At 42.8% G+C, this 26,063-nt stretch carries 28 protein-coding genes; 4 read left to right on the forward strand and 24 right to left on the reverse strand.

Going from position 1 to position 26,063, the window contains the following annotated elements:
• Positions 1–84 precede the first annotated feature (84 nt).
• From H4683_RS16030 to H4683_RS16040, 3 genes are read left to right on the forward strand one after another with little or no spacing between them, the layout of a single operon-like run.
• Positions 85–927: an ABC transporter ATP-binding protein gene (locus H4683_RS16030; protein ID WP_192599842.1), complete on the forward strand. Its 843-nt coding sequence runs from the start codon at positions 85–87 to the stop codon at positions 925–927.
• Positions 860–1,612 carry an ABC transporter permease gene (locus tag H4683_RS16035; RefSeq protein WP_192599843.1) on the forward strand — a complete coding sequence of 251 codons (753 nt, stop codon included), beginning with the start codon at positions 860–862 and terminating at the stop codon, positions 1,610–1,612. The genes H4683_RS16030 and H4683_RS16035 overlap by 68 nt, the downstream gene beginning before the upstream one ends.
• Complete coding sequence (locus H4683_RS16040; protein WP_420826570.1) at positions 1,597–2,616, forward strand: ABC transporter substrate-binding protein; 1,020 nt, start codon at positions 1,597–1,599, stop codon at positions 2,614–2,616. The genes H4683_RS16035 and H4683_RS16040 overlap by 16 nt, the downstream gene beginning before the upstream one ends.
• A 411-nt stretch (positions 2,617–3,027) precedes the next feature.
• On the opposite strand, the gene spoVT is transcribed toward H4683_RS16040, so the two are convergent.
• From spoVT to metG, 18 genes are all read right to left on the reverse strand, one after another.
• Positions 3,028–3,564, reverse strand: coding sequence for a stage V sporulation protein T (spoVT, locus tag H4683_RS16045; RefSeq protein ID WP_192599845.1), 537 nt, complete (start codon positions 3,562–3,564; stop codon positions 3,028–3,030).
• 90 nt (positions 3,565–3,654) lie between these two features.
• Positions 3,655–7,188, reverse strand: coding sequence for a transcription-repair coupling factor (mfd, locus tag H4683_RS16050; protein WP_225942144.1), 3,534 nt, complete (start codon positions 7,186–7,188; stop codon positions 3,655–3,657).
• Positions 7,189–7,267: 79 nt separating this feature from the next.
• Positions 7,268–7,498 carry an anti-sigma-F factor Fin gene (locus H4683_RS16055; protein ID WP_192599847.1) on the reverse strand — a complete coding sequence of 77 codons (231 nt, stop codon included), beginning with the start codon at positions 7,496–7,498 and terminating at the stop codon, positions 7,268–7,270.
• A 55-nt stretch (positions 7,499–7,553) separates the two neighbouring features.
• A complete protein-coding gene (gene pth, locus H4683_RS16060) occupies positions 7,554–8,117 on the reverse strand; it encodes an aminoacyl-tRNA hydrolase (RefSeq protein ID WP_192599848.1) in 564 nt (187 codons plus the stop codon).
• A gap of 227 nt (positions 8,118–8,344) precedes the next feature.
• Positions 8,345–8,980: a 50S ribosomal protein L25/general stress protein Ctc gene (locus H4683_RS16065; RefSeq protein WP_192599849.1), complete on the reverse strand. Its 636-nt coding sequence runs from the start codon at positions 8,978–8,980 to the stop codon at positions 8,345–8,347.
• Between the two features lie 97 nt (positions 8,981–9,077).
• Positions 9,078–10,037, reverse strand: a complete 960-nt coding sequence (locus H4683_RS16070) for a ribose-phosphate diphosphokinase (RefSeq protein ID WP_192599850.1) — start codon at positions 10,035–10,037, stop codon at positions 9,078–9,080.
• 14 nt (positions 10,038–10,051) lie between these two features.
• Complete coding sequence (gene glmU / locus H4683_RS16075; RefSeq protein WP_192599851.1) at positions 10,052–11,422, reverse strand: bifunctional UDP-N-acetylglucosamine diphosphorylase/glucosamine-1-phosphate N-acetyltransferase GlmU; 1,371 nt, start codon at positions 11,420–11,422, stop codon at positions 10,052–10,054.
• Positions 11,423–11,632: 210 nt separating this feature from the next.
• On the reverse strand, positions 11,633–11,917 hold the full coding sequence (gene spoVG / locus H4683_RS16080; protein ID WP_192599852.1) for a septation regulator SpoVG: 285 nt from the start codon (positions 11,915–11,917) through the stop codon (positions 11,633–11,635).
• 152 nt (positions 11,918–12,069) lie between these two features.
• Positions 12,070–12,447, reverse strand: coding sequence for a RidA family protein (locus tag H4683_RS16085; RefSeq protein WP_192599853.1), 378 nt, complete (start codon positions 12,445–12,447; stop codon positions 12,070–12,072).
• 1 nt (position 12,448) lies between these two features.
• Positions 12,449–13,276, reverse strand: a complete 828-nt coding sequence (gene purR, locus H4683_RS16090) for a pur operon repressor (RefSeq protein WP_192599854.1) — start codon at positions 13,274–13,276, stop codon at positions 12,449–12,451.
• Positions 13,277–13,333: 57 nt separating this feature from the next.
• The gene (gene ispE, locus H4683_RS16095; protein WP_192599855.1) at positions 13,334–14,200 is read right to left on the reverse strand and encodes a 4-(cytidine 5'-diphospho)-2-C-methyl-D-erythritol kinase; all 867 of its coding nucleotides are present in this window, start codon (positions 14,198–14,200) and stop codon (positions 13,334–13,336) included.
• A 207-nt stretch (positions 14,201–14,407) separates the two neighbouring features.
• Positions 14,408–14,590, reverse strand: coding sequence for a small, acid-soluble spore protein, alpha/beta type (locus H4683_RS16100; protein ID WP_192599856.1), 183 nt, complete (start codon positions 14,588–14,590; stop codon positions 14,408–14,410).
• Between the two features lie 136 nt (positions 14,591–14,726).
• Positions 14,727–14,993 (reverse strand): biofilm formation stimulator Veg, encoded by a 267-nt coding sequence (veg, locus tag H4683_RS16105; RefSeq protein WP_192599857.1) that lies wholly within the window; start codon positions 14,991–14,993, stop codon positions 14,727–14,729.
• Between the two features lie 135 nt (positions 14,994–15,128).
• Positions 15,129–16,031: a 16S rRNA (adenine(1518)-N(6)/adenine(1519)-N(6))-dimethyltransferase RsmA gene (gene rsmA / locus H4683_RS16110; RefSeq protein ID WP_192599858.1), complete on the reverse strand. Its 903-nt coding sequence runs from the start codon at positions 16,029–16,031 to the stop codon at positions 15,129–15,131.
• Entirely contained in the window at positions 16,024–16,584 is a 561-nt protein-coding gene (gene rnmV / locus H4683_RS16115) for a ribonuclease M5 (protein ID WP_192599859.1), read from the reverse strand. Before rnmV ends, rsmA begins: the two co-directional genes overlap by 8 nt.
• Positions 16,585–17,028: 444 nt before the next feature.
• Entirely contained in the window at positions 17,029–18,264 is a 1,236-nt protein-coding gene (locus H4683_RS16120) for a G5 and 3D domain-containing protein (RefSeq protein WP_192599860.1), read from the reverse strand.
• Positions 18,265–18,398: 134 nt separating this feature from the next.
• Positions 18,399–19,166, reverse strand: a complete 768-nt coding sequence (locus tag H4683_RS16125; RefSeq protein WP_192599861.1) for a TatD family hydrolase — start codon at positions 19,164–19,166, stop codon at positions 18,399–18,401.
• Positions 19,167–19,314: 148 nt separating this feature from the next.
• Positions 19,315–21,276 carry a methionine--tRNA ligase gene (gene metG, locus H4683_RS16130; RefSeq protein WP_192599862.1) on the reverse strand — a complete coding sequence of 654 codons (1,962 nt, stop codon included), beginning with the start codon at positions 21,274–21,276 and terminating at the stop codon, positions 19,315–19,317.
• Between the two features lie 280 nt (positions 21,277–21,556).
• On the opposite strand from metG, the gene H4683_RS16135 reads away from it, so the two are divergent.
• Positions 21,557–21,835, forward strand: coding sequence for an AbrB/MazE/SpoVT family DNA-binding domain-containing protein (locus H4683_RS16135; protein WP_192599863.1), 279 nt, complete (start codon positions 21,557–21,559; stop codon positions 21,833–21,835).
• Between the two features lie 63 nt (positions 21,836–21,898).
• Here the strand turns inward: H4683_RS16135 and rsmI are convergent, their stop codons facing one another.
• The 6 genes from rsmI to holB form a co-directional block, all read right to left on the reverse strand.
• On the reverse strand, positions 21,899–22,774 hold the full coding sequence (rsmI, locus tag H4683_RS16140) for a 16S rRNA (cytidine(1402)-2'-O)-methyltransferase (RefSeq protein ID WP_192599864.1): 876 nt from the start codon (positions 22,772–22,774) through the stop codon (positions 21,899–21,901).
• Complete coding sequence (locus H4683_RS16145; protein ID WP_192599865.1) at positions 22,752–23,039, reverse strand: GIY-YIG nuclease family protein; 288 nt, start codon at positions 23,037–23,039, stop codon at positions 22,752–22,754. The genes rsmI and H4683_RS16145 overlap by 23 nt, the downstream gene beginning before the upstream one ends.
• A complete protein-coding gene (locus H4683_RS16150; protein WP_192599866.1) occupies positions 23,023–23,772 on the reverse strand; it encodes a tRNA1(Val) (adenine(37)-N6)-methyltransferase in 750 nt (249 codons plus the stop codon). Before H4683_RS16150 ends, H4683_RS16145 begins: the two co-directional genes overlap by 17 nt.
• Positions 23,773–23,833: 61 nt before the next feature.
• The gene (gene yabA, locus H4683_RS16155; RefSeq protein ID WP_192599867.1) at positions 23,834–24,193 is read right to left on the reverse strand and encodes a DNA replication initiation control protein YabA; all 360 of its coding nucleotides are present in this window, start codon (positions 24,191–24,193) and stop codon (positions 23,834–23,836) included.
• Between the two features lie 13 nt (positions 24,194–24,206).
• Positions 24,207–25,034 (reverse strand): PSP1 domain-containing protein, encoded by an 828-nt coding sequence (locus H4683_RS16160; RefSeq protein ID WP_192599868.1) that lies wholly within the window; start codon positions 25,032–25,034, stop codon positions 24,207–24,209.
• On the reverse strand, positions 25,027–26,034 hold the full coding sequence (gene holB, locus H4683_RS16165) for a DNA polymerase III subunit delta' (protein ID WP_192599869.1): 1,008 nt from the start codon (positions 26,032–26,034) through the stop codon (positions 25,027–25,029). Before holB ends, H4683_RS16160 begins: the two co-directional genes overlap by 8 nt.
• Positions 26,035–26,063: the final 29 nt, after the last annotated feature.

Raw genomic sequence — 26,063 nt, forward strand, 5'->3', positions numbered from 1 at the left:
TTGATACAGAGGACTTTTTTGTTTCTCTGTACTTCTCAGCATTTAATTCCGACTAAACCAATTTGATAAATTAGAGGTGAAAAAATGTATCTTTCAATCGATGGTATCCAAAAAAGTTTTATTGGCGAAAACAAGCAACCAGTCACCGTATTGGACAATATCAACATCGAAATCGACAAAGGAAGTTTTGTTTCAATCGTAGGTCCGTCCGGTTGCGGCAAATCAACATTGCTCTATATCATCGCCGGATTGGAGAAAGCCGATCAGGGTAGCATCCGTATTTCAGGGAAAGTAGTCAAAAATCCTGGTCCTGACCGAGTAGTCGTTTTTCAGGAAGCTGGTCTGTTTCCATGGCTCACCGTACTCGAAAATGTGACATACGGGTTGCTTATAAAAAAAATTCCGAAAAAAAAGGCAGAAGCAAAGGCAATCGACATTTTAAAAATGGTTCACCTCAGCAACTATATCAATTCATACCCACACCAGCTTTCAGGAGGCATGAAGCAACGTGTCTCGATTGCGCGCGCCCTAGTCATGGAACCGGATATTCTACTCATGGATGAACCATTCTCCGCACTCGATGAGCAGACAAGAATGGTACTGCATAAAGAATTGATGGACATTTGGAAAAAAACGAAAGTAACCATCTTTTTCGTCACTCATAATATTCGGGAAGCAGTTCTTTTGTCGGAAACAGTAATCGTGTTCGCGACTCGTCCGGGGAAAATCAAGGAAGTCATCGTTGTACCCACAACGGGTGACGGAATTACGACGGATAGCGTGACGCTGCATACGGAACAACGAATTCTTGCCATTTTGGAAGAGGAAATCGAGAAAGTGTTGAAGGAGGAGATGGGTGATGACTACAGCTTTAAGACGAATCATCTTCATCGCAATGATAGCGGCGATTTGGGAAGTCACATCTAGATTTTCCGGCCTACCAGAATTCATGTTTCCTCGGTTAACGCAAGTGTTGGAAACCCTCTTCAATGGCATCGTCCATGGACAAATTACAGCCGCCATTGGAAAGAGCATGAGCAGACTGCTAATTGGATTTTCCATCGCCATCATTCTTGGGTTAATCATGGGTTACCTCATTTGGCGGTTCAAATTCGTGGAAGATACGCTCGGATTTTTGGTAACGGCTTTGCAGTCCATTCCAAGTATTGTCTGGTTTCCACTTGCTATCGTCTGGTTTGGATTGAATGATTTTTCAATCCTGTTCATCGTCACGATTGGCGCCACATGGACAATGACAATCAGTGCGACGAGCGGATTCAGAAATGTACCAACACTCTACCAGCGGGTTGCCAAAACATTCGGTTCAACTGGGCTACATTTTATCAGAACCGTTATTTTGCCCGCCTCTGTTCCCCAATTATTATCAGGGTTACGCATCGCATGGGCATTCTCCTGGAGAGCGTTGATGGCGGGTGAACTGCTCGGCTCGGGTGGCGGACTTGGGCAACTATTAGAAACCGGGAGATCGCTTGGCCAGATGGATTTGGTTGTTTCCGTTATGATTATCATCGCAGTAATAGGGACCATTATGGATAACGTTGTTTTTGTACGACTTGAACGGTCCGTCCAGAGAAAATGGGGACTCGTATGATTAGAGAAAAGGAGAGGGTTTCATTGAAAAAAGCAACGATAACAGCATTTATATTCATCTTACTAATTGGGGTGTTAAGCGCTTGCTCGGGTGGCAATAAATCCGATAGCAAAACAGTCAAAATCGGGTACTTTCCGAATTTGACCCACATCGCAACGATTGTAGCACTCGAAAACGGTTATTTCAAAGAAGAGTTCGGGGATGACGTGACAATTGAAACAAAAACGGTTAGCAATGGCGGCCTATTTATGGAAGCCATGACGACGAAATCGATTGATGTAGGAACGGTTGGCCCTGGCCCGCTGCTAAACTTTTATGTGAAAAACCCTACATTCCGTCTTATTTCTGGAGCAGTCAATGGAGGTGCGGTACTTGTCGCAAGTGAAGGGAGCGGCATTTCTGAGTTAGCTGATCTTGACGGTAAAAAGGTTGCAATTCCAGTTGTCGGAAGTACGCAAGACGTCATGCTTCGAAAAGCGTTGAAAGAAGTGAACCTTGAAACAACGACAAATGGGGGTACGGTTGAACTATTCGCAGCTGCACCAGCAGATACGGCTACCCTATTTGTTCAGAAATCGGTTGACGCGGCAGCAACACAGGAGCCGTGGGGCAATATTCTTGAAACACAGGCAAACGGTAAGCTAATCCTCGACTGGGATGAATTTGCATGGGGCAAAGAATCGACGAATACAGTCGTTGCCGCTAGTGATGATTTCTTGAAAAATAAGGAACTTTCCGCCTCTTATATTAAAGCACATAAAAGAGCAGTCGAATTCATCCAACAAAATCCAGAAAAAGCACAAGATCTCGTGATCAAACATCTCAAAGATCTAACTGGCAAGGAGATCAACAAAGAGGATACAGCCGCAGCTTTCAAAAGACTTGAGGTCACAACAGATGTCAACGAACAAGTCATCCAGGAAATGGCGGACATCAGCAAAGAGGCGGGCTATGTAACAAACAATGATATCAAAGGACTGATTGACCTTTCGTTGCTTAAGTAACAAGACCAATAATGGTGTAAATTCGATGGCGTAATTGGTCGCTTGAGTCGAAGATCAGTCGCTTCGATGGCGTAATTGGTCGCTTGAGTCGAAGTTCAGTCGCTTCGATGGCGCAATTGGTCGCTTGTTTCGAAGTTCAGTCGCTTCGACGGCGTAATTGGTCGCTTGTTTCGAAGTTCAGTCGCTTCGACGGCGTAATTGGTCGCTTGTTTCGAAGATCAGTCGCTTCGATAGCGTAATTGGTCGCTTGTTTCGAAGTTCAGTCGCTTCGATAGCGCAATTGGTCGCTTGTTTCGAAGATCAGTCGCTTCGATAGCGCAATTGGTCGCTTGATTCGTGGCCACCCCCAAAAATCATACTATCAAAACAGCCCACACCGACCGTCAAAATCCGGTCCATGTGGGCTGTTTCTTATTGCTCCATCTGTTTCGCTAAAAAATGTGCAGCTGTTTCTGCCGCCTTTTGTTCGGTTTCACCGATGAAATGTACTTTCGACAATAAGTAGACTGCACCTATTGTGTCACCACCTGCGACAATCGGGGCGATGCAGTACGATTTAACCTGTTCCACTTGTCCCGGTACCCATTCGATTGTTTTTTCAAGTTTTTCTGTGATGATTTTACGTCCTGTCATAATCTCATCAATATCCGGGGACAACTGGCGATTCAAATAGTCCTTTTTCGATACACCAGATACCGCAATCATTTCATCTCGGTCACTAATCATTGCTGGTGTGCCAAGTGTTTCGTAGAGCGTTTCTGCGTACTCTGTCGCAAATTGCCCAAGTTCCGATATCGGTGAATATTTCTTCAAAATGACCTCGCCATCTCGAGCGGTAAAAATTTCAAGCGGATCCCCTTCTCGTATTCGAAGTGTCCTCCTTATCTCCTTTGGGATGACTATCCTACCTAGATCGTCAATTCTGCGGACGATTCCCGTTGCTTTCATACATGATGCCTCACTTTCTACAAAATTGAACATTGACTTCATTGCTGTCCTAGTATGCATCATGTATGGGCAAAATATGCAACATGTCCTTTAGACGGAATTATCAACAACCGTTTCCTTTACAGATGCTTGTAAAAGTTGCATTAATTCTTCAAGTACATCGAACGCTGTCTTCTTTCCAGTATGACGTTCATCTACATTCAGGATTAGTTGGCCACCTTCCATAGTAAACCCAACCGCACGTCCTAATTTCATTGAATCAGACACAAGTTTTGCACCGTCCGTTCTAGCCGTTCCCTCTGGCGATAGGCAGACCTCTATGAGCGGGCCCTGTTTTTTAATAGATTCGGCACCTGCAAGACGTCCCCATGCTTTCACCCGCGCAATACGTAGTAATAGGTCTGCTTCGAGCGGCATATCTCCGAAGCGGTCTGTCATTTCATCAATAAGCTCGGAATAATCCGTCTCACTTTCAATTGCCTTCACCCGTTTATACATTTGAATCTTTTGGAATCCGTCACGAATATACGTATCCGGTAAATAGGCAGTGAGTGGCAGTGAAATTTCCAGATCCGGAATGTCAGCTTTTACGATTCCTGTTTGTTTCTCTTCGATTGCTTCTTGTAACATTTGCGAATAGAGATCAAAACCAACTGAGTCGATAAATCCGTGTTGCTGTGAACCGAGAAGATTGCCCGCTCCACGGATTGACAAGTCACGCATGGCGATTTTGAAACCAGATCCGAGTTCTGTAAATTCTTTTATCGCTTGCAGGCGACTTTCTGCCACTTCTGTGAGTACCTTATCACGTTGATAAAGAAAATAAGCATATGCAACACGATTTGATCGTCCGACGCGACCTCGTAACTGGTAAAGCTGGGATAAGCCCATCCGATCTGCGTCATGAACGATTAGTGTATTCACATTTGGAATATCGATTCCCGTTTCGATGATAGTCGTTGTGACCAGCACATCAAATTCACCTTCAATGAAACTTAAAATGACCGATTCAAGTGCAGACTCTCCCATTTGCCCATGTGCGAATCCGACACGTGCATCTGGAACGAGCTGCCTGATTTCATCAACCCTCCGCATCATGTCTTCCACACGGTTATACAAGTAGAACACTTGCCCACCTCGGCCCATCTCCCGTTCAATGGCCTCACGAACAAGTCCGAGGTTATGTTCCATAACATAGGTCTGGACCGGAAAACGATTTGCCGGAGGCGTTTCGATAACAGACAAGTCTCGGACACCAAGCATCGACATATGAAGTGTGCGCGGAATCGGCGTCGCCGTCAGTGTTAGCACGTCGACATTCGTCTTCAATTGTTTAAGCTTTTCTTTATGCGACACACCAAACCGTTGCTCTTCATCAACAATAAGTAGACCTAGATCGTGATAGACGACATCTTTTGAAAGAAGACGGTGTGTACCAATAACAATATCGACTGTTCCGGCTTTCATTCCTTTTAATGACTCTGCCTGTTCTTTTTTTGTGCGGAAACGGTTCAACAGCGCAACCTCAACTGGGAAACCGGCGAAACGTTCTTTCATCGTCTCATAATGCTGCTGTGCGAGAATCGTCGTCGGCACAAGGAAAGCCGCTTGTTTGCCATCTGCTACAGCTTTAAATGCCGCACGAATTGCCACTTCCGTCTTGCCATAGCCAACATCCCCACAAAGAAGCCGATCCATTGGACGCTCTTTTTCCATGTCCTGCTTCACTTCTATAATAGACCTAAGTTGATCTTCTGTTTCGTCATAAGGAAAGGCACTTTCAAATGCACTTTGCAAATCATCGTCTTCCGCAAAGGCATGCCCTTTTTCCGCCTCACGTTTGGCATACAACTTGATAAGATCTTCCGCTATATCTTTAACTGCGGCTGTTACTTTACTTTTCGTCTTCTTCCAGTCTGCGCTACCGAGCTTGTGTAATTTCGGCTCTCTTTCACCAGATGCGACATATTTCTGAATCAGGTCAATCTTATCAGTAGTGACGTACAGTCTATCCTCCCCGCGAAACTCAATATGGAGGTGGTCTTTATCTATACCGCCTGAATTTAGATTTGTAATGCCAATGAATTTACCGATTCCATGATGGACATGAACGATATAATCCCCCGGTTTTATTTCCGAGTAGCTTTTGATGCGTTCTGCGTTCGTCATCTTCTGTGGACGCGTTTTCCGTTTCGGTTTGCCTTTAAACAATTCGGAATCGGTTACGACTGCAACACGCTGAAATGGCAGTTCAAACCCCGCGGACAGATCGCCGTCGATAATTGAAACTCCCCCTGCTTGTGACGACTTACCGGTCAAGGTAGAGGTCATATCATAGTCTTGAAGAATCGCTTGCACTTTTTTCATACGTTCCTTACCATCCGCGATGATGAAAACGTTAAAACGACCTTGCTGCCATCGTCCCATTTCGTTTTTCAATAAATTCATTTGTCCGTGGAACTGTTGCATCGGCTTACATGAAAAAATTATCGTCTTTCTCATGACAATACCGGGAACTGAACGAGTGAATAGAGATAAATAAATTTTTCGTTGTTTCAACAAGCCATGCATTTCATCGAAAGAATAGGACATTTTTGCATCATGAACGATTTTCCCTTCTTCAAGGAGGGCAATCATCCATTCCTCTTCCTCCATGTCAAGTGTTGCTACCACTTCAAGAACCCGGCCGATTTCATCGAATAATACAATGCCATCACTTAGAAAATAGCTTCCGAGAGATGTCGTTGCATTCTCTGCAAAGGAAGCGTACTTCAACATATTTTTAGGGATTTCTCCATCTTTTAATAAGCGAATATCGCCGGTCATATTCATTGTGAGTTTTTCTTTCGCCTCTGCATCTTTCAGTTTCTTCAAACTAGTGCCGAGCGCGCCTTCCAAGTTGCCTGCCACAGTTAACAAATCTTCGGCCTTCCAGACAAATTCAGCTGCTGGGAGGATTGTTACTTCTTCCAACTTACCGGTTGAGCGTTGATCTTCTGCGGAGAACGTACGGATCGAGTCGACGTCTGTATCGAATAGTTCAATCCTGACAGGATCTTCCATGTTCAGTGGATATAAGTCCAAAATACCGCCTCGGAGCGCAAATTCACCTGGTGCAGTGACCATCGGCTGTCTCGTATAACCCATTGAAACAAGCTTGCCGAGCCAGTCCGTAATATCAATCACACCACCGATTTTAGCGAATAAGACACTAGCCAACCAGCGGTCTTTCGTTGGTAATAATTTTTTCATCCCCGCAATCGGCGTAATATAGATCCCTTTCCCAATACGAGCCATATGATCAAGTGTATCGATTCGCTGCGCACGAAGTTCATAACTCGAAATGGAGAAGTCAGCCGCAATAAGTTCTTCTGCAGGATAAAGATGTACGAGTGAGTCACCAAGCATTTTGACAAGATCTTCGTATGTACGCTGTGCTTGCAATAGATTGGGAGAAACAATCAGAATGGGCTGTTCAATCGATCGGTGAAGTGCTTTGAAAAATACCGCCTTTGCCCCCCCAGACAGCCCTGCGATAAACTGACGGTCCTTCCCTTCCTCCAACTCTTCTACTAGGTTGCCAATCTCATTCTCTTTTAAAAATAAATCGATTAATGCTTCCAATGGTACGCATCCTCTCATTTCTTATATGGAAAAACAGAAAAAGCTTTGGACGCCTATGATACGCGCCAAAGCATACATTTTATTGTAGCCATTTGTTAAGTGTATAGTAATCCGGAAAGCTTCGTAACGATTGTTCACACTGCTCGCATATGCATCGTACCATTAATGCCCCGTCCCTGTCGTATGTTAAAAATCGTTCCTCTTTCCCTTCGTCCATCTTTTGTAGTTGAAGGACGGTTTCCTTCGCTGACTCAAATGGAAGTGTGCCAATTTCAGTTTCACAATGCCGGCATGTATAACGAATCGCCATCTGATTACTCGCCCCTTTTAATCCAAGTATAGGCGAGAGATGGATTCGTTATTCCTTACACACCGTTAAAGTTATTCATAACATCAAGAAAAGGTTTACCCAGCCATGTTTCACAAGCTGAAGCACTTTTTTTCACCACTTCGTTGATCACTGGCACTTCGTCTTTACTAAAGGACGATAGAACATAATCGGGTACTTTCATGCCACCTGTTGGACGGCCAACACCAATTCGGATTCTATTAAAATTATCCGTTTCGAGATGCGCAATTAGCGACTTCATGCCATTATGTCCACCCGCGCTACCTTTTTGACGTAGACGGATTGATCCAGGCGCAAGATCAAGGTCATCATAAATAACAACGATATCTCCTACATCCACCCCGTAATAATCCATCAGTGGACGAATACATTCTCCTGATAGGTTCATATAGGTGAGGGGCTTAACAAGCATGACTTTCCCTTCAGGACGATGAACGACCGTATACATGCCATTAAATTTCGATTGCATGGCAGGTGCAGAAAGACGGTTGCAAAGTTCATCAATAACGTGAAAACCTACATTGTGACGTGTCTTTTCATATTGTTTACCCGGATTTCCGAGTCCAATTATCATTTTCATCGATTTTTATCTTCCTTTTTTTATGAGTTCAAAAAGGAGGACAAAAAGAGCCGTGAAGTACAGCCACCAAGTATCAGAGCGTATGCTCTTTAATACGTGAAGAGCGGAGGAGCAAGCTGACAACGTAATTCGCGAGCTATTTTTCTCGGACTTTTTGAACTGCCTCTTTCAAGATAGGTTGTTAAATAGAAAATAAGCGCACGGAAACCCGTACGCCGCTATACCTATTACTTTTCTTCTTGCTTCTCGCCAATCACTGCCGGCTCTGCATCTGATCCAATTGCATCGCTTTCAAGTGCATCGAGATCTTCTTCAGTACGTGGTGCGGAGATTAAAACAAGTCCATGATCATCCTCGTTTAAAATCTCATACTTAGATTTACCACGGATATCAGCAACTGTAATCGTTTCACCGATTTGTAATCCCGAGATATCGATATCGAATGTCTCAGGAATATCCGAAGGTTTCACTTTGATAGTTACTTCACGGTTTGGCTGCTGAAGAACGCCGCCCTCTTTTTCACCGATAGAAGTACCCATAAGATTTACCATTACATCCACTTCAAGCTCTTCCGTCATATCGATAGCATGGAAGTCTGCATGATGGATTGTCCCTTTTAGTACGTCGGACTGATAATCACCGAGGACAACGTTAATATCCTTACCCTCGACATGTAACCTCATAACCCCGTTACGTCCTGTTTCACGCAATGTATTTAACAAATCACGTTCTTTTACCGAAATTGACTTCGATTCTGTTTTGTAGCCATAGACTACAGCAGGAACGATGCCGTCTTTCCTTAGTTTTGTTAATGTTGATTGTTTCGCTGATTTTCTCACTTCAGACTGAATTGTTGTACTCATTTTGTTTAGTCACCTTTCTTTTGAAAAAGTTATTCTAACTCATAAATACCCAATGGCAGACGACATGAAACATTGCTATCAATCAAACTAAATCCTATCAATCAAACAGCGTGCTGACGGATTTCTCCTCAAATACGCGGACAATCGCATCGCCAAGAAGTTTAGCGATTGATAATTGGACAATCTTCGGAGACTGTTTCGTTTCCGAAAATTCGATTGAGTTTGTAATGACCAATTCTTTGATTTTCGAGTTATTAATCCGCTCGATAGCCGGACCAGACAACACGGGGTGTGTACAACAAGCATACACTTCTTTTGCGCCACTGGCGATTAAGGCGTTTGCTGCGATTGTAATCGTACCTGCTGTGTCGATAATATCATCAATTAGAATCGCTGTTTTTCCATCGACGTTCCCGACAATATTCATCACTTCTGCAACGTTTGGACGCGGTCGACGCTTATCGATGATGGCAATAGGTGCCTTCATGCGGTCGGCCATCTTACGAGCACGTGTTACACCGCCATGATCAGGAGATACGATAACGAGTTCATCACTGTCAAGGCCTTTTCCTTTGAAATATTCCGTAAGAATCGGTTCTGCGACAAGATGATCGATTGGAATATCAAAAAAACCTTGAATTTGTGGCGCATGTAAATCGATTGCGATTACGCGATGTGTTCCAGCTGTCTCAAGTAGATTCGCAACAAGTTTAGCTGTAATTGGTTCACGTGAACGTGCTTTTCTGTCTTGGCGCGCATAACCGTAATAAGGCATAACGACATTGATTGTACGTGCAGATGCACGCTTCAATGCATCAATCATAATAAGAAGTTCCATCAAATTATCGTTGACAGGGTTCGATGTCGACTGGATAACAAACACATCGCAACCGCGGATACTTTCTTCGATATTGATTTGGACTTCTCCATCACTGAATCGTTTGACGGAGCATTTGCCAAGTGGGCGTCCGATTTCTTCCGCCACTTCCTTTGCAAGTAGTTCGTTGGAATTCAAAGAGAATATCTTCAGTTTATCGTTTGGATAATGATTAGCCATCATGGTCCCCCTGTTTAGTTGAGATTTAATTTTTGTACATAATCTTCTTTATTCTCTTGGCGTGCGCGCGCAATTGCAAGTGAACTTTCTGGGACATTTTTCGTAATGGTCGATCCGGCCGCTACATATGCACCTTTTCCAACATGAACCGGTGCTACCAGATTTGAATTGCAGCCGATAAAAACATTATCTTCAATTGTCGTCTGATATTTATTCTTACCGTCAAAATTTACTGTAATCGCGCCACAACCCACATTGACGTTTGCACCAATGTCCGCATCTCCAATATAGCTCAAATGCGAGACTTTACTTCCTTCGCCTAGTAATGACTTTTTCACTTCAACAAAATTCCCTATTTTCACATGGTCTCCAAGATTGGAATCTGGACGGATGTGAGCGAACGGCCCTACTGTCGTAGCTGACCCGATTCTACTGGTCAATACAACTGACGAATGGATTGTCGTACCATCGCCTATCATACTATTTACAATCTGGCTATTAGGACCAATTGTACATTTGTCACCAATCACTGTGTCCCCTTCAATCATCGTGCCTGGTTGAAGAACTGTATCACGACCAATTTCGGCAGTTGCACTGATATACGTATTCTCAGGATTAATGATTGTCACGCCATTCCGCATATGTTTTTCAGCAATACGACGACGCATAACGCGCTCCACTTCACTCAAGACAACGCGATCATTAACACCCATCGTTTCACTGAGGTCGTCCGTCACATACGCTGTAACGAGCGCACCTTTTGCTTGTAGAATGCCCACGACATCTGGAAGATAATACTCACCTTGTGCATTGTCGTTTCCCACTTTTTTTAACGTTTCAAAAAGAGTTCGGTTATCAAAACAATACGTTCCTGTATTAATTTCAGTTACCTTCTGCTCTTCTGTAGTTGCATCTTTCTGCTCTACGTTCCGCAGCACTTGATTGTTTTCCCCACGGATAATGCGTCCATATCCTGTTGGGTCATCTGCAATGGCTGTCAAAATCGTCGCTTTAGCGCCTGTTCCATTATGATGTGCAATCAGCGCTGCCATCGTCTCTGAGCGTATGAGCGGCGTATCTCCGCATACAACAATTGTCGTGCCACCAAGATCACCAATCAAACTCTCAGCCTGTTGGACAGCATGCGCTGTACCTAATTGCTGTTGCTGGAGCACATATTCACTCTTGCCTCCAAGCGTCTCTTCGACCGTTTCTGCACCGTGACCGACAATCGTGACTATTCGATTAGCGCCAAGACCGCGTATATGGTTAATTACGTGTTCAACCATCGGTATTCCGCAGACGGGATGGAGCACTTTATATAAATCGGACTTCATCCGTGTACCTTGTCCTGCAGCGAGGACAACAGCATATGTATTCGTCATTTTCTGGCCCCCATCAATGAGAGTTGAAACTAAATCCCTCTATAATGTTTTCAATATTGACTATAGCGGAAAACCATCTATTTTTCAACCTCTCCCTCTTGACAAGTAGATTACAATCTTTTAGTATTATACTTTTTCTTTTCTAGATAAAAGAAAGACTGCCTACTATGAAACAGGCAGCTTAGATTATTTTACGAGAAAACATATTTCTCATGCACCTGCTTCTTCAAATACCTCTTTCTCTGCCGCTAGAAAGTATGACGCTAGAACTGCATCCTGGATTTTCAGACGAGCACTTGTATTAATCGGGTGTGCAACATCCCGAAATTCCCCGTCAGGCGTCCGTTTGCTTGGCATCGCTACGAATAATCCCTCGTTCCCATCAATGACACGGATATCATGAACAACAAATTCATCGTCAATCGTAATCGAAGCGATTGCCCTCATTCTTCCATCCGTCTCCACCTTTCTTAATCTTACATCTGTCACTTCCATATATCACCACTCCTTTTGTCTTTACAACGCATGACGTTTATATTCCACAAAAGAAAGGATTCCCCTTTTTTTAAACTAAATTATTTAAACATTTGGAAATTCCGATTTCCAGATTAATAAAAACCCGCTCCAGTTAACCGGGCGGGAACAGGTCATTCGCCCACTAAAGCGATGACTTCAATTTCAATTTTCACATCTTTAGGTAATCTTGCAACCTCAACAGTTGACCTTGCAGGTGTATGTGTTCCGAAATGTTGTGCATATACATCATTTACAGCAACGAATTCATTCATATCATTAATGAATACAGTAGCTTTCACAACTTTACCCAAAGATGATCCCGCTTCTTCGAGTACCGCTTTCAAGTTTGCAAATACTTGATGTGTCTGCTCCTCAATTGTCCCCTCGACGAGTAATCCTTCTGGCGTCAGCGGAATTTGACCAGATGTAAAGATGAAACCATTCACACAAACTGCTTGCGCATAAGGACCGATTGCCTTTGGTGCTTTTTCTGTCGCTACATAGTTCATATCATTTTCCACCTTCCGAAAAGTAATTTCCTTCTTCTAATTGAACTGTTTGTTTCTTTTCATTTACTGCGTGAAGCTTGATGAGAGATAAATAATTTTCGACGAGCACTTCTTCCGGATGATCCGCTTCTACAAGAACAGCAATTCCTGCAAGCTCACAACCGAATTCCTCCAAAAGGTTCTTCATCCCCACCATCGTACCGCCTGCCTTCATAAAATCATCTGTGATGAGTACTTTCTGACCACTCTTCATACTTCTTTTTGACAGAACCATTGTCTGGATCCGCTTAGTAGAGCCAGACACATAGTTGATGCTGACCGTTGACCCTTCCGTTACCTTACTATCACGACGCACGACTACAACAGGAACATTTAGATGGCGTGCGATTGCATGCGCTATTGGAATCCCTTTCGTCGCAACTGTCATAATGACATCAATATCCTTTTCTGCGAATGCCGACGCAAATACTTTACCAACACGGTCCATAATACGTGGATTTCCTAAGAGATCCGTCATGAACAAGTATCCACCTGGCAGCAACCGATCCGAATGACCAAGCTTATCCCTCAGAAGGGCCATTACTTCACGGACATCCGCTTCCTCCGTTTTCGGAATGAACTTCACTCCTCCGGCAGCACCGGATACCGTCACTAACCTCCCTGCACCTTTTTCCTCAAACGTTTCTTTCACAATCGACAAATCTTCACTGATTGAGGATTTTGCCGCTTTAAAACGTTCAGAAAAGAAGGTCAGTGGAATAAGCTCATGCGGATTTTCCAATAAGTGACGGGTCATGTCGACAAGTCGCTCGCTTCTTTTCCACTTCATGGTAGCAACTCCCTGAACACGAATGTTTTATTCGTAGATTAACACAATCGTACGTGTTTAATCAAGAGTATACCGTTCACCCATCATTCTAACCGCATAAACCTCCGGGCAGAAACCCTTTAATCCATTATAAATTCGGGGCACTCTCGACTCATGTTTGACGAGTCCGAAAACAGTAGGACCACTGCCACTCATCAAAACTGCATCTGCACCAAATTTTTTCATCTGTTCTTTCAACATGACCACTTGCGGATACAAGTTCATCGTGACGGGTTCAAGGACGTTTCCGACCGTCTTGCATATTTTATTGTAATCGCTCTTTCTCAAGGCTTCAATCATGCCAGTCGTGTTCGGATGGTTCATCACGGAGAGGTCAAGGTTACTATAAATATCAGACGTCGACACCGAAATAGCAGGCTTTGCAAGAATGACCCAACAATTCGGGGGTGCAGGCAGGCTTTCGATTATCTCACCCCGTCCAGTAGCAAGCGCCGTTCCACCATGGACGCAGAAAGCAACATCTGAACCAATCTGCGACCCGAGCGCGGCAAGCTCAACTGCTCCCAAGCCTAACTTCCATAACCTATTCAAGCCCCTTAACGTTGCAGCTGCATCAGAACTACCTCCCGCAAGCCCGGCAGCCACTGGAATGCTTTTTTCAAGCGTGATTTCTACTCCTTTACTAATAGCGTATCGACTTTGAAGAATTTCAGCTGCCTGATACGCCAGGTTCCTTCTGTCACTCGGCACGTATTGTTCAGACGTCCTGATTGTAATCCGTCCATCATCAGTTGCCCGTAGCCAGATTCGATCTGCCAAATCGACCATCGTCATGATCATTTCCACTTCATGAAAACCATCCGGCCGCCTATGTAATACATCGAGTGTCAAATTGATTTTTGCTGACGCTTTCTCATATAACATCCGGCTCCCTCCATTTCAGCGTGTCATTGTCCCCCTATTTTACCATAGGGGAATTATTTGCGCGGTGAAATTACACGGAACCTTATTAAGAAATTTGAAATCATATATGAATGTGCCAATTGACGTGAAAAAGAGTTGTATCCGACGTCTTGATGACCGTTGGATACAACTCTTTTTCGCGTCAGCCCTTATTGGATTCTGGGAGTCTTATTGCGGTCGTTTACCGTCCGTTAGACCTCGTTCCGCCATTTCGATTGCACGCTTCACCATATTCCCTGCGTCACGTGCCTTAATGCCGCCCCAACCTTCTCGCTCTACAACATCGTAAAATCCAAGTTCCTTCGCAATTTCTTCTTTTAGTTGCTCAGACATTACAGACTTTTTCGCCATTCGGTTTTCCTCCTTTTCAGCTGACAAACGTAGTATGAACCAAATAGAAAAAAAAACACCTATAGTAACCATTCTATTTTAGAATGATTACTATAGGTGGGAAATTTTTGAAATTAACTCAATTATAGTTTTTTAATTATTTAATAATAAGCGCAATAGGATTTGACCCTTCAAGAATGGTTATTTCAACCGCTTCGGTCAAAATATCCGCATAGCTGTAAGATACTCTTTCAAACGCATTTTCGTCTTGATCAAGTTCAACTACAAATACCGCTCGATACGTTTCACGCAGTACTCCAGCTCTTTCGATTGTTTTCTTCCGACCTCCGTTTGCCTTTAAATGCAAACGTTTGCCCAGGTGAGAATCCAATGATTTCTTAATGTCCGCTAATGTTTTTGGCATATTGCTTACACCTCACTAATTATAAGCATAACACTTTTAAAAAGTTCTGTCAATTAAATTTTTCATTTTAACAATACTTCATCGTTCTTGTCAATCTTTTTTTCAAAAAAAAAACATCGAACACCAAAAAACGTACTAATTTTGTCGTTTCTTTTTTGGCACAAAAAAATCATCATACAACGCATTCGACAGTTTTGCGAATTCTTCTATCGTCAGCGTTTCCCCACGTCTTCCTGGGTCCATGCCGATTCGTTCAAACGCATTTAGTATTAGTTCCTTTTTCGCCTTACCGTCCGGTAAGGATGACTGCAAATTATTTAAGATAGTTTTCCTGCGTTGGACAAACGATCCCCTAGAAACCTCAAACAAGAAGTCCTCATCAATCACTTGCGCTGGAGCAGTTTCTTTTCTAGTCAAATGTAGAACCGCCGACTCGACGTTCGGTTGCGGCATGAATACCGTCTTCGGTACAATCATCGCCACTTCCGCATCCATATAATATTGAATCGCGATGGACAAGGAGCCGTATGCTTTCGTTCCAGGAAGAGCTGTAATACGATCCGCCACTTCTTTTTGCATCATGATTACCATGCCGGACACCGGAACTTTTCCAAGCAAAAACTTCATAATGATTGGCGTGGTCACGTAATAAGGGAGATTCGCGACGACAACAACATCCTCATAATCCGCAAAGTGTTCTGTCATTACTATCGCAAGATTAGTTTCAAGTATGTCCTGATGAATGATTGTTACATTGTCGTAAGGTGACAGTGTATCTTCTAATACAGGGAGGAGTCGACCATCAATTTCAAAAGCGACGACCTTTCCCGCACTTCTTGCAATATGCTCAGTCAAAGCACCAATGCCCGGTCCAATTTCAATGACACCCGTTTTCTCAGATAAACCTGCATGTGATACGATATTACGTAAAATATTTGGGTCAATCAAGAAATTTTGGCCTAAACTTTTCTTAAATGCAAAACCGTATTTCTTTAGAATTTCTTTTGTCCTAACCGGAGTCGCGATATCCTTATTCATTTTTTTCCTCCTTATCAAGAACAGTTAATACTTCTACTAATCGATCTTGTCCAATCCGAAACATTTCGAGCCGTTTCTTTAATCCTTTTCCATTGACTGGTCCAATTTGTAGCAATTCGCTCAAACGCTCCCGCCGTCTTTTAGCATCGGGATGACCGATAAGCTTCGCCGCCATCAAGTCAGCAAAAGGGATATCGATTACAGGAAGGGAATCCACTGTATAAACCGAACGAAGCGCCATTCGGATGTCATCATCCTTCGCATGCTCAATCCCTAATCCCTGACCGTTTTTCGCAATCGTCTGTGCCTTCTTCAAGAATGCATGCTTCACACCTATAACTTGTTCTTCGATGATGGCACGTATTCTCCTACCCGGAAAATCTGGATCAGTAAACACGATGACACCCCGCGTTTCCTGTGCATGGCGTATACGCACGAGCGTTTTCTCATCAATTGCAGAACCGTTCGTTTCAATTGTATCTGCCCCTGTCGCTCGTTTGACGGCGACAGTGTCAGATTTTCCTTCAACCACGATAATCTCTTTAATATTCACAAAAATCCTCTTTCCCATTCCGTTCTTTCCCTAATTCTACCCCGCAAATCCCTAGTTGTACAGAGAGGCAGGCATTATACACACTCATGTAAAGTGAAATTTTCTGATGGCCCGAGGCTCGCAGGAGATAAGTCACATAGACGAAGCTATACGATGTAGCTTCATCTATGTGACTTATCTCAGACTTTACAGACAGTTAATCCCATACTTACGCTTCTTGATACTTCCTTAAGCCTTGAAGTAGGGATGTTCTGACGTACCATGACGTACTTAATACTTACGTTGCTAACACACTGGCAGGAAGAAGCTAGTCATACAAACCTCGCACACGAAGTCGCGCATTTAGACTACCCTCTTCTATCACGGCTACTTTAGTCAGCCTGCCCGTTAATTCGGAATTAAAAAATAATCCGTAGGACTAGTTACAGTCCTACGGATTATTAATCAATCGATTACTTTCATTTTAACTTGACGCCTACCAAATTTGTAGGCGGCCTCTTTCGTTGGATAAAGTAAATCAATCTTCATCCCTTTGATGGCACCACCTGTATCTCCAGCTATTGCATAACCATAACCTTCAACCCATACTTTTGTTCCAAGCGGAATGACTCTCGGGTCAACCGCAATGACTTTAATATTAGGATTTGAACGGATATCAATACCTGCAGCAGTAGTACCTGAACAGCCGTTACAGTAAGGTGTATAAGCAGTAGCCGTTACATAAAACTCCTTACCACCCTCTGGTGCAGCTGAGGTACTTCGAGAAACAGCAACTCTAGAAGAATTGGCTTTTGGAACACTCGCGATAACTACTTTCGAGCCAACAGCAACAATTTTATTTTCTGCTTTTGTAATTGTTTTTTCTTCCACTAATTCACGAGAAACTTCCTTACCATTTTCTTTTACAACTTCAAACTTCCGTGAAATCGTTCCTTTCTTCCCTTGCTGAACAACCTTTTCACGGCCCTTAAGCAACTTTGGATCGTCGCGTGTTTCAACTTCGAAGTTCGCCGGCTTTTCCACTACATCGGTGACTTTTTCCACTCGTACGACCTTCAAGACAGAATTAGGCATCACAAGTTCTTCAGTATGCCCTTCTAGCCGGTCGTCTTCATTCAACTGAATGTTTTCTCTCTTTAAAAGGCCAGCGACCGTAGTCGAAGTGGACCAGACCTTCTTCTCTTTCCCACCGTCATCCAACGTTACTTCGAACGCTTTTTGAACGGTAATGCCATCACCTTCCCCAAGTTGCTCATGCAGCGCTGGGCTCACTTCGTCATGCTCAGTTATTGTAATGCCTGCTTCAGCCAACACATGCTCCACCTTGCTATCTGTCGTCCAAACGGACGTGGTTTCCTTGTCGACATTTATGGCAACTTGTTTCGATTGTTCCCACCTAATCGATAGACCGTCTTCGATAGATGTATTCACTGAGGGTGTTACTAAATCATGCTTAGCAACTTCGATTTCCTGTTCGGAAAGAAGTTTACCAACTGTATGTGCGTGCGTCTTGATGTTAAGTTCTTCACCGTTCACGTCCAACGTGACAGATGTCTTCGTCCCCTCGAAAAGGACTAGTGAAATAATCGTAACAAACAGCGTAAGTGAAACGACGGTAACTACTATTTGTTTACTCCTCAATGATTTAAAGAACAGATTTCCCATAGTTCTATTTGACATGAAAAAACTCCTCCTTCATCACTCGGCAAATTATAAGGGGTACTTTATGACCTGTCAACCCCTTTGATTCTGGTATATTGTAAATTTAGGAAGCTCCCGTGTGTTAAAGTATGGGAAAATATCCAACTATTTATTCATGTGATATTAAATATTTTTAAGGCATTTGCGGTCGTTTTATTTGCAACTTCTTCAATCGAAATACCCTTCAGATTAGCAATTTCTTCAGCCACAAACGTCACCCAAGCCGGTTCATTCCGCTTTCCGCGATAGGGATGGGGAGCAAGGTAAGGTGCATCCGTTTCAATCAATAAATACTGGAGCGGAATTTCAGTAGCAACTTCTTTCGGCATTTTCGCATTTTTGAACGTTACCGGTCCTCCAAGTGAAATCATGAAGTTCATGTCGATGCATTCTTTAGCCGTTTCGACACTCCCTCCGAAACAGTGCATGATTCCTCCGGTGATATCCGCTTCTTCCTCTTTCAAAATACGAACAACATCTGCTGTTGCATCTCGGTTATGAATAATAATAGGAAGTTCAACTTTTTGTGCAAGTCGTATCTGTTTTCTGAATAATTGTTGTTGTACATCCTTCGGTGATTTATCCCAATGATAGTCTAGACCTGTTTCCCCGATACCAACAACCTTCGGGTGCGCTGCGAGCGATTCAATCCATACCAAGTCTTCTTCGGTACAATCAATTGCGTCTACTGGGTGCCAGCCGACTACCGCATAGATGAATGAATGCTTTTCTATCAGTTCCATCGCCTTCGTAATCGTCTTGCGGTCAAATCCGACCACAATCATCCTTTCAACACCGACTTCTAGGGCGCGATGGATTACCTCATCTACATCGTTGTCATATTGGTCTGCGTTTAGATGAACATGTGTATCTACAAACATTAGCCTTTCGCCTCACAATACTTTTATTCTATTCGTACGAATTATTACTTTCATCACATTTTGTTTACAAGTTGATTACAATTTAGAGTTTTATGCGACAAAAAACGAAAACGACGTTTCCGTGAGGGACGTCGTTTTCATTCGTTGATCATTTAACTTGAGCGCCATTTTCAAGTGACTGATCGACAGTGGCGAGTTTTAATATCCCATTTGATTTGCCTGCTAAAATCATACCTTGTGACAGTTCTCCACGTAGTTTTACAGGCTTCAAGTTCGCAACGACAATCACTTTCATGCCGATAAGGGCCTCTGGTTCGTAGTGTGCCGCTATGCCTGACACGACTTGTCGTTGTTCATAACCGAGATTGAGTTGTAGTTTGAGCAATTTGTCTGCTTTCGGAATTCTTTCACATGCCGTTACTGTAGCAACACGTAGATCCACTTTCATGAAATCGTCAATTGCTATTTCATCCACTTCTTCTACTAATTCAACTTCTTTAGCCGGTTGATGTTCAGCTGGTGCGGATATAGCCATCTGATCGCGAATATAGACCACTTCAATTTCTGGGTCAAGACGCGGGAAGATCGGCACTCCTTTTTCTATTACCTTCGTACCCGATGGAACTGCGTTGAAATCACCAAGTGTTTCCCAAGCAAGTGAATTTTCATCCAAACCTAGCTGCTCAACAATCTTTTTCGGTGTTTCCGTCATGAACGGCTGTAAGAGTACTGCAATATGACGGAGCGAAGATGCCAGATGTGACATGGCGGATGCTAGCTTGCCACAGTCCGCTTCTTCTTTCGCCAAAACCCATGGCGACGTTTCATCGATATATTTGTTCGTACGTGATATAAGGGCCCATAAATCACCCAGAACGACGCTAAACTGCATCTTCTCCATTGAAGATTCGTATTTCCTCACAGTCTCTCTTATGAAATCCGTCAAACTTGAATCGAATTCCGTTGCCACAAGTCCTTCTGTCGGAATTTCCCCGTCGAAATATTTATTAATCATCGATACGGTCCGGTTCAACAAGTTACCGAGGTCATTCGCAAGGTCATAATTAGTCCGTTCAACGAAGGTCTCTGGTGAGAAGACGCCATCTTGTCCAAATGGTAGTTCACGTAATAAGAAATAACGAGTCGCGTCGAGTCCATACCGTTCGACGAGCATTTCAGGATAGACAACATTTCCTTTTGACTTCGACATCTTGCCATCTTTCATCATAATAAAGCCATGTGCATAGACCTTTTTCGGCAACGGGAGATTGAGTGCCATTAGGAAGATTGGCCAATAGATAGTATGGAAACGAACAATATCTTTCCCAACAACATGTACATCTGCAGGCCAATACTTTTTGAATAATGAATCGTCATCAGAACGATAACCAAGTGCATTGATGTAGTTCGTCAAGGCGTCAACCCATACATAGATAACATGCTTTGGATTTCCTGGCACTCGTATTCCCCAATCGAATGACATACGAGATACTGATAAGTCTTCAAGACCTGGTTTGATAAAGTTATTGATCATTTCATTTTTCCGCGATTCCGGCTCAATGAACGTCGGATTATCGTTGTAAAACTGCAAAAGTCTATCTGCGTATTTCTTCATATTAAAAAAGTATGACTCCTCTTTCACTTTTTGGACAGCCCGACCGCAATCAGGACAGTTCCCATTTTCAAGTTGCCCTTCTGTAAAATAAGATTCACATGGCGTACAGTACCAACCCTCGTACTCGCCCTTGTAAATGTCGCCATTATCAAGGAATGTTTGGAATATCTTTTCGACACCCATTTTATGCCGCTCTTCAGTTGTACGGATGAAGTCGTCATAGGAAATGTCCATCTGTTTCCATACGTCTTTTGCGACTTTTGTAATGCCATCCACATACTCCTGTGGTGGCAATCCCGCTTCTTCCGCCTTCTCCTGGATTTTTTGACCATGCTCATCCATTCCAGTCAAAAAACAGACATCATACCCGCGTAATCGCTTATAACGTGCCATCGCGTCCGAAGCGACGGTCGTGTACGCTGTTCCGATATGAAACTTTCCGCTCGGATAGTAAATAGGGGTCGTAATATAAAATGTCTTATTCTGTTCGCTCACGAAAATTCCTCCAGTATGAAAGTATATACTGTCTATTCTATGTGAAACATCATACCGATACAATGAAATTCGTTTTCTGTGGTATATCGGTACTACTATCTACACATTGTTTTACCATAGTAATGTTATTTGTTATATGTAAATTTTTCTAATTACTACTTTTATCATATTTTTAAGCAAATTTTATTGACGTTAATTGGAAGGCTTGGTATGATAAAAAACAGACGTGAGAATTATGTCGAATTTTGACGAATTTTATAGAATGGAAGGGGTACTTGCCATGAAATCTACAGGAATTGTAAGGAAAGTCGATGAATTAGGGCGGGTCGTAATTCCAATTGAGTTACGCCGTACGCTTAGTATTGCACAGAAAGATGCATTAGAGATTTATGTCGATGAAGACAAAATCATTTTGAAAAAGTATATGCCGAATATGACATGCTCGATTACGGGTGATGTCTCTGATGACAACCTCCGTCTTATCGACGGAAAATTGATTTTGAGCCCAGAAGGTGCAAAACAACTTATCAAGGAAATCGAAGAGCACTTAGATAAATAATTTTATACTACTGTCCAGAATGGTTAACATTCTGGACTTTTTTTATAAATAAGATTAAATTCGTCAATTTTCAACATGATATTCTTTATAGACATCACGTCGACTCATACCGCGATCATTTGCCACTTCTCGGATAGCTTCTTTCGAACGGACACCTTTTCTTTCTATCAATTCGGTGACATGGTCAAGGACCGATAATTGGATCCACCACATGTCCTGCTTTTCTTCAACAACTCCATCTCCACCCTCGATGACGATACAGAACTCTCCCCTTATGTCATTCAATCTTGTCCATAAGATAGATTCTTCAAGCGTTCCGCGAAGAAACTCTTCAAAGCGTTTTGTCAATTCCCTTGCTAGGACAACACGGCGATCCCCTCCGAAGCTTTCTTGTAACGCGCACAGAGTCTCCTTTAGTCGATGTGGTGCTTCATAGAAAATAATGGTCTCTTCCCTGTTTTTCAATCCGTCCAATTGAGTACGTCTATCTTTTTTCTGGCGGGACAAAAATCCGAAGAACAGAAACGGTTGTGTTGCCAAACCCGATGCAACTAGCGCACTGATTGCCGCATTCGCGCCAGGTACGGGAACGACGTCATAGCCTGCAACTAGCGCTTTGGAGACAATGTCCACTCCCGGATCAGAAATACATGGCATTCCTGCATCACTCACAAGCGCGACCGCTTTCCCTTCTTCAAGTAATGCTAATATCTTTTCTCCACCAACCTCTATATTATGTTCGTGGTAGCTCATAAGCGTTGTCCTAATTTCAAAATGGTTGCATAATTTTATTGTATTCCTTGTGTCTTCTGCCGCAATCGTATCGGCTTCTTTCAATATACGAATTGCTCGATATGTCATATCCTCAAGATTACCGATTGGCGTTCCAACGAGAAACAGTTTTCCGCCGCCCGGTTCAGCGCTTTTTTGTGACTTCATCCGAATCTTGCCCCTTTCCAATATACAGTTCTTTCGCATCTCTCTTTAGTTGCTTAAATTGATATTCCGCCCGCATCGCTTCGCGTTTCGTTTCGAAATTTTCGTGATAAATGTATCGGACAGGTCGTTTTGCCCGGGTGTATTTTGCACCTTTCCCTTCATTATGAACACGTATACGTTTTTCCAAATCATTCGTATAACCAGCGTAATACGACCCGTCCTTGCATTCGAGTACATAAAAAAAGTGATTATCCGTCTTGTCCATAGAGAAGGAGCCTCACTTCTTCCGTATATTGACCATCTGGCCCATATACATATAATGGAGGTAATACTTTCAAATCCGGCTTTCCATCTTTAATCGCTTCAATTAGTAACGTATTCGCTTCTTTCCCTTCTTTCGGATAAATGAACCGAATTCGTTTAGGCTCAAGTCGGCTCGCACGCATCGCAGTAACAATGTCGAGCAAACGACCAGGTCGATGGACAAATGCTGCTTTTCCACCTTGTTTCAATAGTTCGTTGGCAGATTGAATTGCTTGTTCAAGTGTTAGACGAATTTCATGTCTAGCAATTGCGACATGTTCTAGCAGATTTTTATCACTTGCCTCTTGTGCAGGGAAATAAGGAGGATTACATGTCACCACATCATATTTTTCATATCCTATCTTTGAAGCAATGCCGATGACGTCATCATTCACGATATGAATCCTGTTCTCTAACCCATTATACCGAACACTTCTTTCTGCCATACCTGAAAGACGTCCCTGCAACTCGACAGCTGTAATATCGGCATTTGTCCGAGCGCTTAGGAACAGTGGAATTGCTCCGTTACCTGCACAAAGGTCAACAATACTGCCGGAACGTATCGGAACGTATGCGAATTTTGCAAGTAGCACCGCATCCAGTGAAAATGAAAAAACAGATGGGCTTTGAATAATACGCAATTTCTCCGCCAATAAATAATCGAGTCGTTCATCACCTTGTAAAATATTCTCCATATTTTTCTCCTCCGGGAACAAGAAAAAGCCGATGCCTACTTATTGATAGGATCGGCTCATTTCAGACATTTTGTTTATTTAAAAAAGATAGACAGAAAAGACAGTCTTCCCCTTTCCTGCTACTTCCATAATGGACATTGCAGACATGAAACCCTTCGTTATAAAGTCGTGCCAAGTTATCCACACCTTCTCCGATATCTATTTTACTAGATTTTTTTGAAGGTTGTTCTTTGTTAAAAGACTGTGTTTGTCCATCCATTTCTTCAAGCCGTTTTCGCAAATGATGGTTTTCTAGTTGAAGCGAATGGTTCTCTTCCGTCATTTGTGCGACGAATCCAATCAATTCGCGGAATTGATTATGCATGGATTCAAGTTGTTGCTCGAATTCCATTACCCTGTCCAAAAAATTCCTTTCTTTCAACTACTCCACCTCATTATTTCATCAATTGAACCAGATTATTTTTGGGATCCAATATTTCTTCCAATGTATACTCCAGTACATGATCCTGCTCCGTCAAACTAACTTGCAGAAGACGCTCGAGAAGGTTTAGACCAATAACTTTCCCAGGTCCTTCAGGCGTTTGTACTCGTGTCCCCACATCCGGCATTAGCGATTTAGCTTCTTCGTAATCATCATTTTCGTATTTTAAGCAGCACATAAGACGTCCACATAAACCCGAAATTTTCGATGGATTGAGTGATAAGTTTTGATCCTTTGCCATTTTTATCGACACTGGCTCAAAATCACCGAGAAACGTTGAACAACAGAGCATTCGACCACAAGGACCAATACCACCAAGCATCTTCGCCTCGTCACGTACACCAATCTGACGAAGTTCAATACGTGTTCGAAAAATGGAGGCTAAATCTTTTACAAGGTTTCGAAAGTCTACTCGGCCCTCTGCTGTAAAATAAAAGACAATTTTATTCCTGTCAAATGTATATTCAACATCAACAAGTTTCATATCTAAGTTGTGCTCTTTAATCTTATCTACACCTGTATTAAAAGCCCTCTCCGCGTCTAGAACATTTTCCTCCACTTTTTCGAGATCCTCGGTTTGCGCTGGACGAATGATCCTTTTGAGCGGTAGGACGACATCATTTTCATCGACTTCCCTTGCTTGACTCGTAACTTTTCCATATTCAATCCCTCGCGCTGTTTCAACGATGACATACTCGCCTTCAATGAGCGTATAATCGAGTGGATCAAAATAATATATTTTACCCGCTTTTTTGAAGCGGACACCTACTACTTTATACAACAAGTAACCCCTCCTGCATGCTGAGCACCAATTGTTCCATTAAAAGCATACGATTCATATTCCCGCGCAATCGTTTTTTTGCTTGTAAAATTGCCTCCATATTAGCAGACAATCGGCTATACGTCATCTTCATCGAAAAACTCTTGAAAAACTCTTGCTGATCCGGAAATGCCAACGTAGACTGTAGGCCTGCCTTGGACGAAACTATGTCCCGAAAAGCGTATAGAAGGAGGTCTAGTCCACGTTCTGCTTCTTCCTTCTCTTTGAATAGAGGAGACCATTCCGATTGAATGAATAGTAATGCTTCATGGACATGTCGATCCGATGCTTCAACCAATTTTAACACTGTCTTTCGCATGTGTGCAAATTGATCATCCCTAGCAAGTTGAAATGCATCGTCTATGTCAGCCGTTACCATGGTCACAGTCGCAGCCATTGAAATAGTAACTCCCTTTTCCACGAGCTCCATTATCATAGCCTCTCTTGACGGTGAAAGAAACGAAATGCGCTGGCATCGAGATTGAATAGTCGGTAAAATTGATTGATACGAATCCGTTAAAAGGATTGCAGTTACATCGCCTTCTGGTTCTTCGAGAAATTTAAGAAGTGTATTTGCCGCTGCACTATTCATACGGTCTGCCTTGTAAATGATATAGATTTTCCTACCCGACTCATATCCTTTTTTTGTCATATTGAAAATGAGTCCTGACATTTGTTCCTTCTTTATATCTTGTCCATCTGCCCGAATTGTCGTTACGTTTGGATGATTACCGGATGTGATGCGACGACAGGAATGACACGTTTCACATGGAACAGTTTTTTCGGGATTACCGCAAAGGAGTAACTTAGTGAAAAAAAGCGCGGCTTCTTTTTTTCCTGTGCCCTGTTCACCATCAAATAGATACGCATGCCCCACCCGGCCATTTCTAAATGATGAACTTAGTTGTTTGATTACTAATTTCTGCTTTTCAAGGTGCTGGTTATTCTTTTCTTCTAGCATATTACCAAACTCCCTTGTTTTAAAAAAAC

The organism is Sporosarcina limicola (assembly GCF_014873855.1).
GTDB classification, from domain to species: domain Bacteria; phylum Bacillota; class Bacilli; order Bacillales_A; family Planococcaceae; genus Sporosarcina; species Sporosarcina limicola.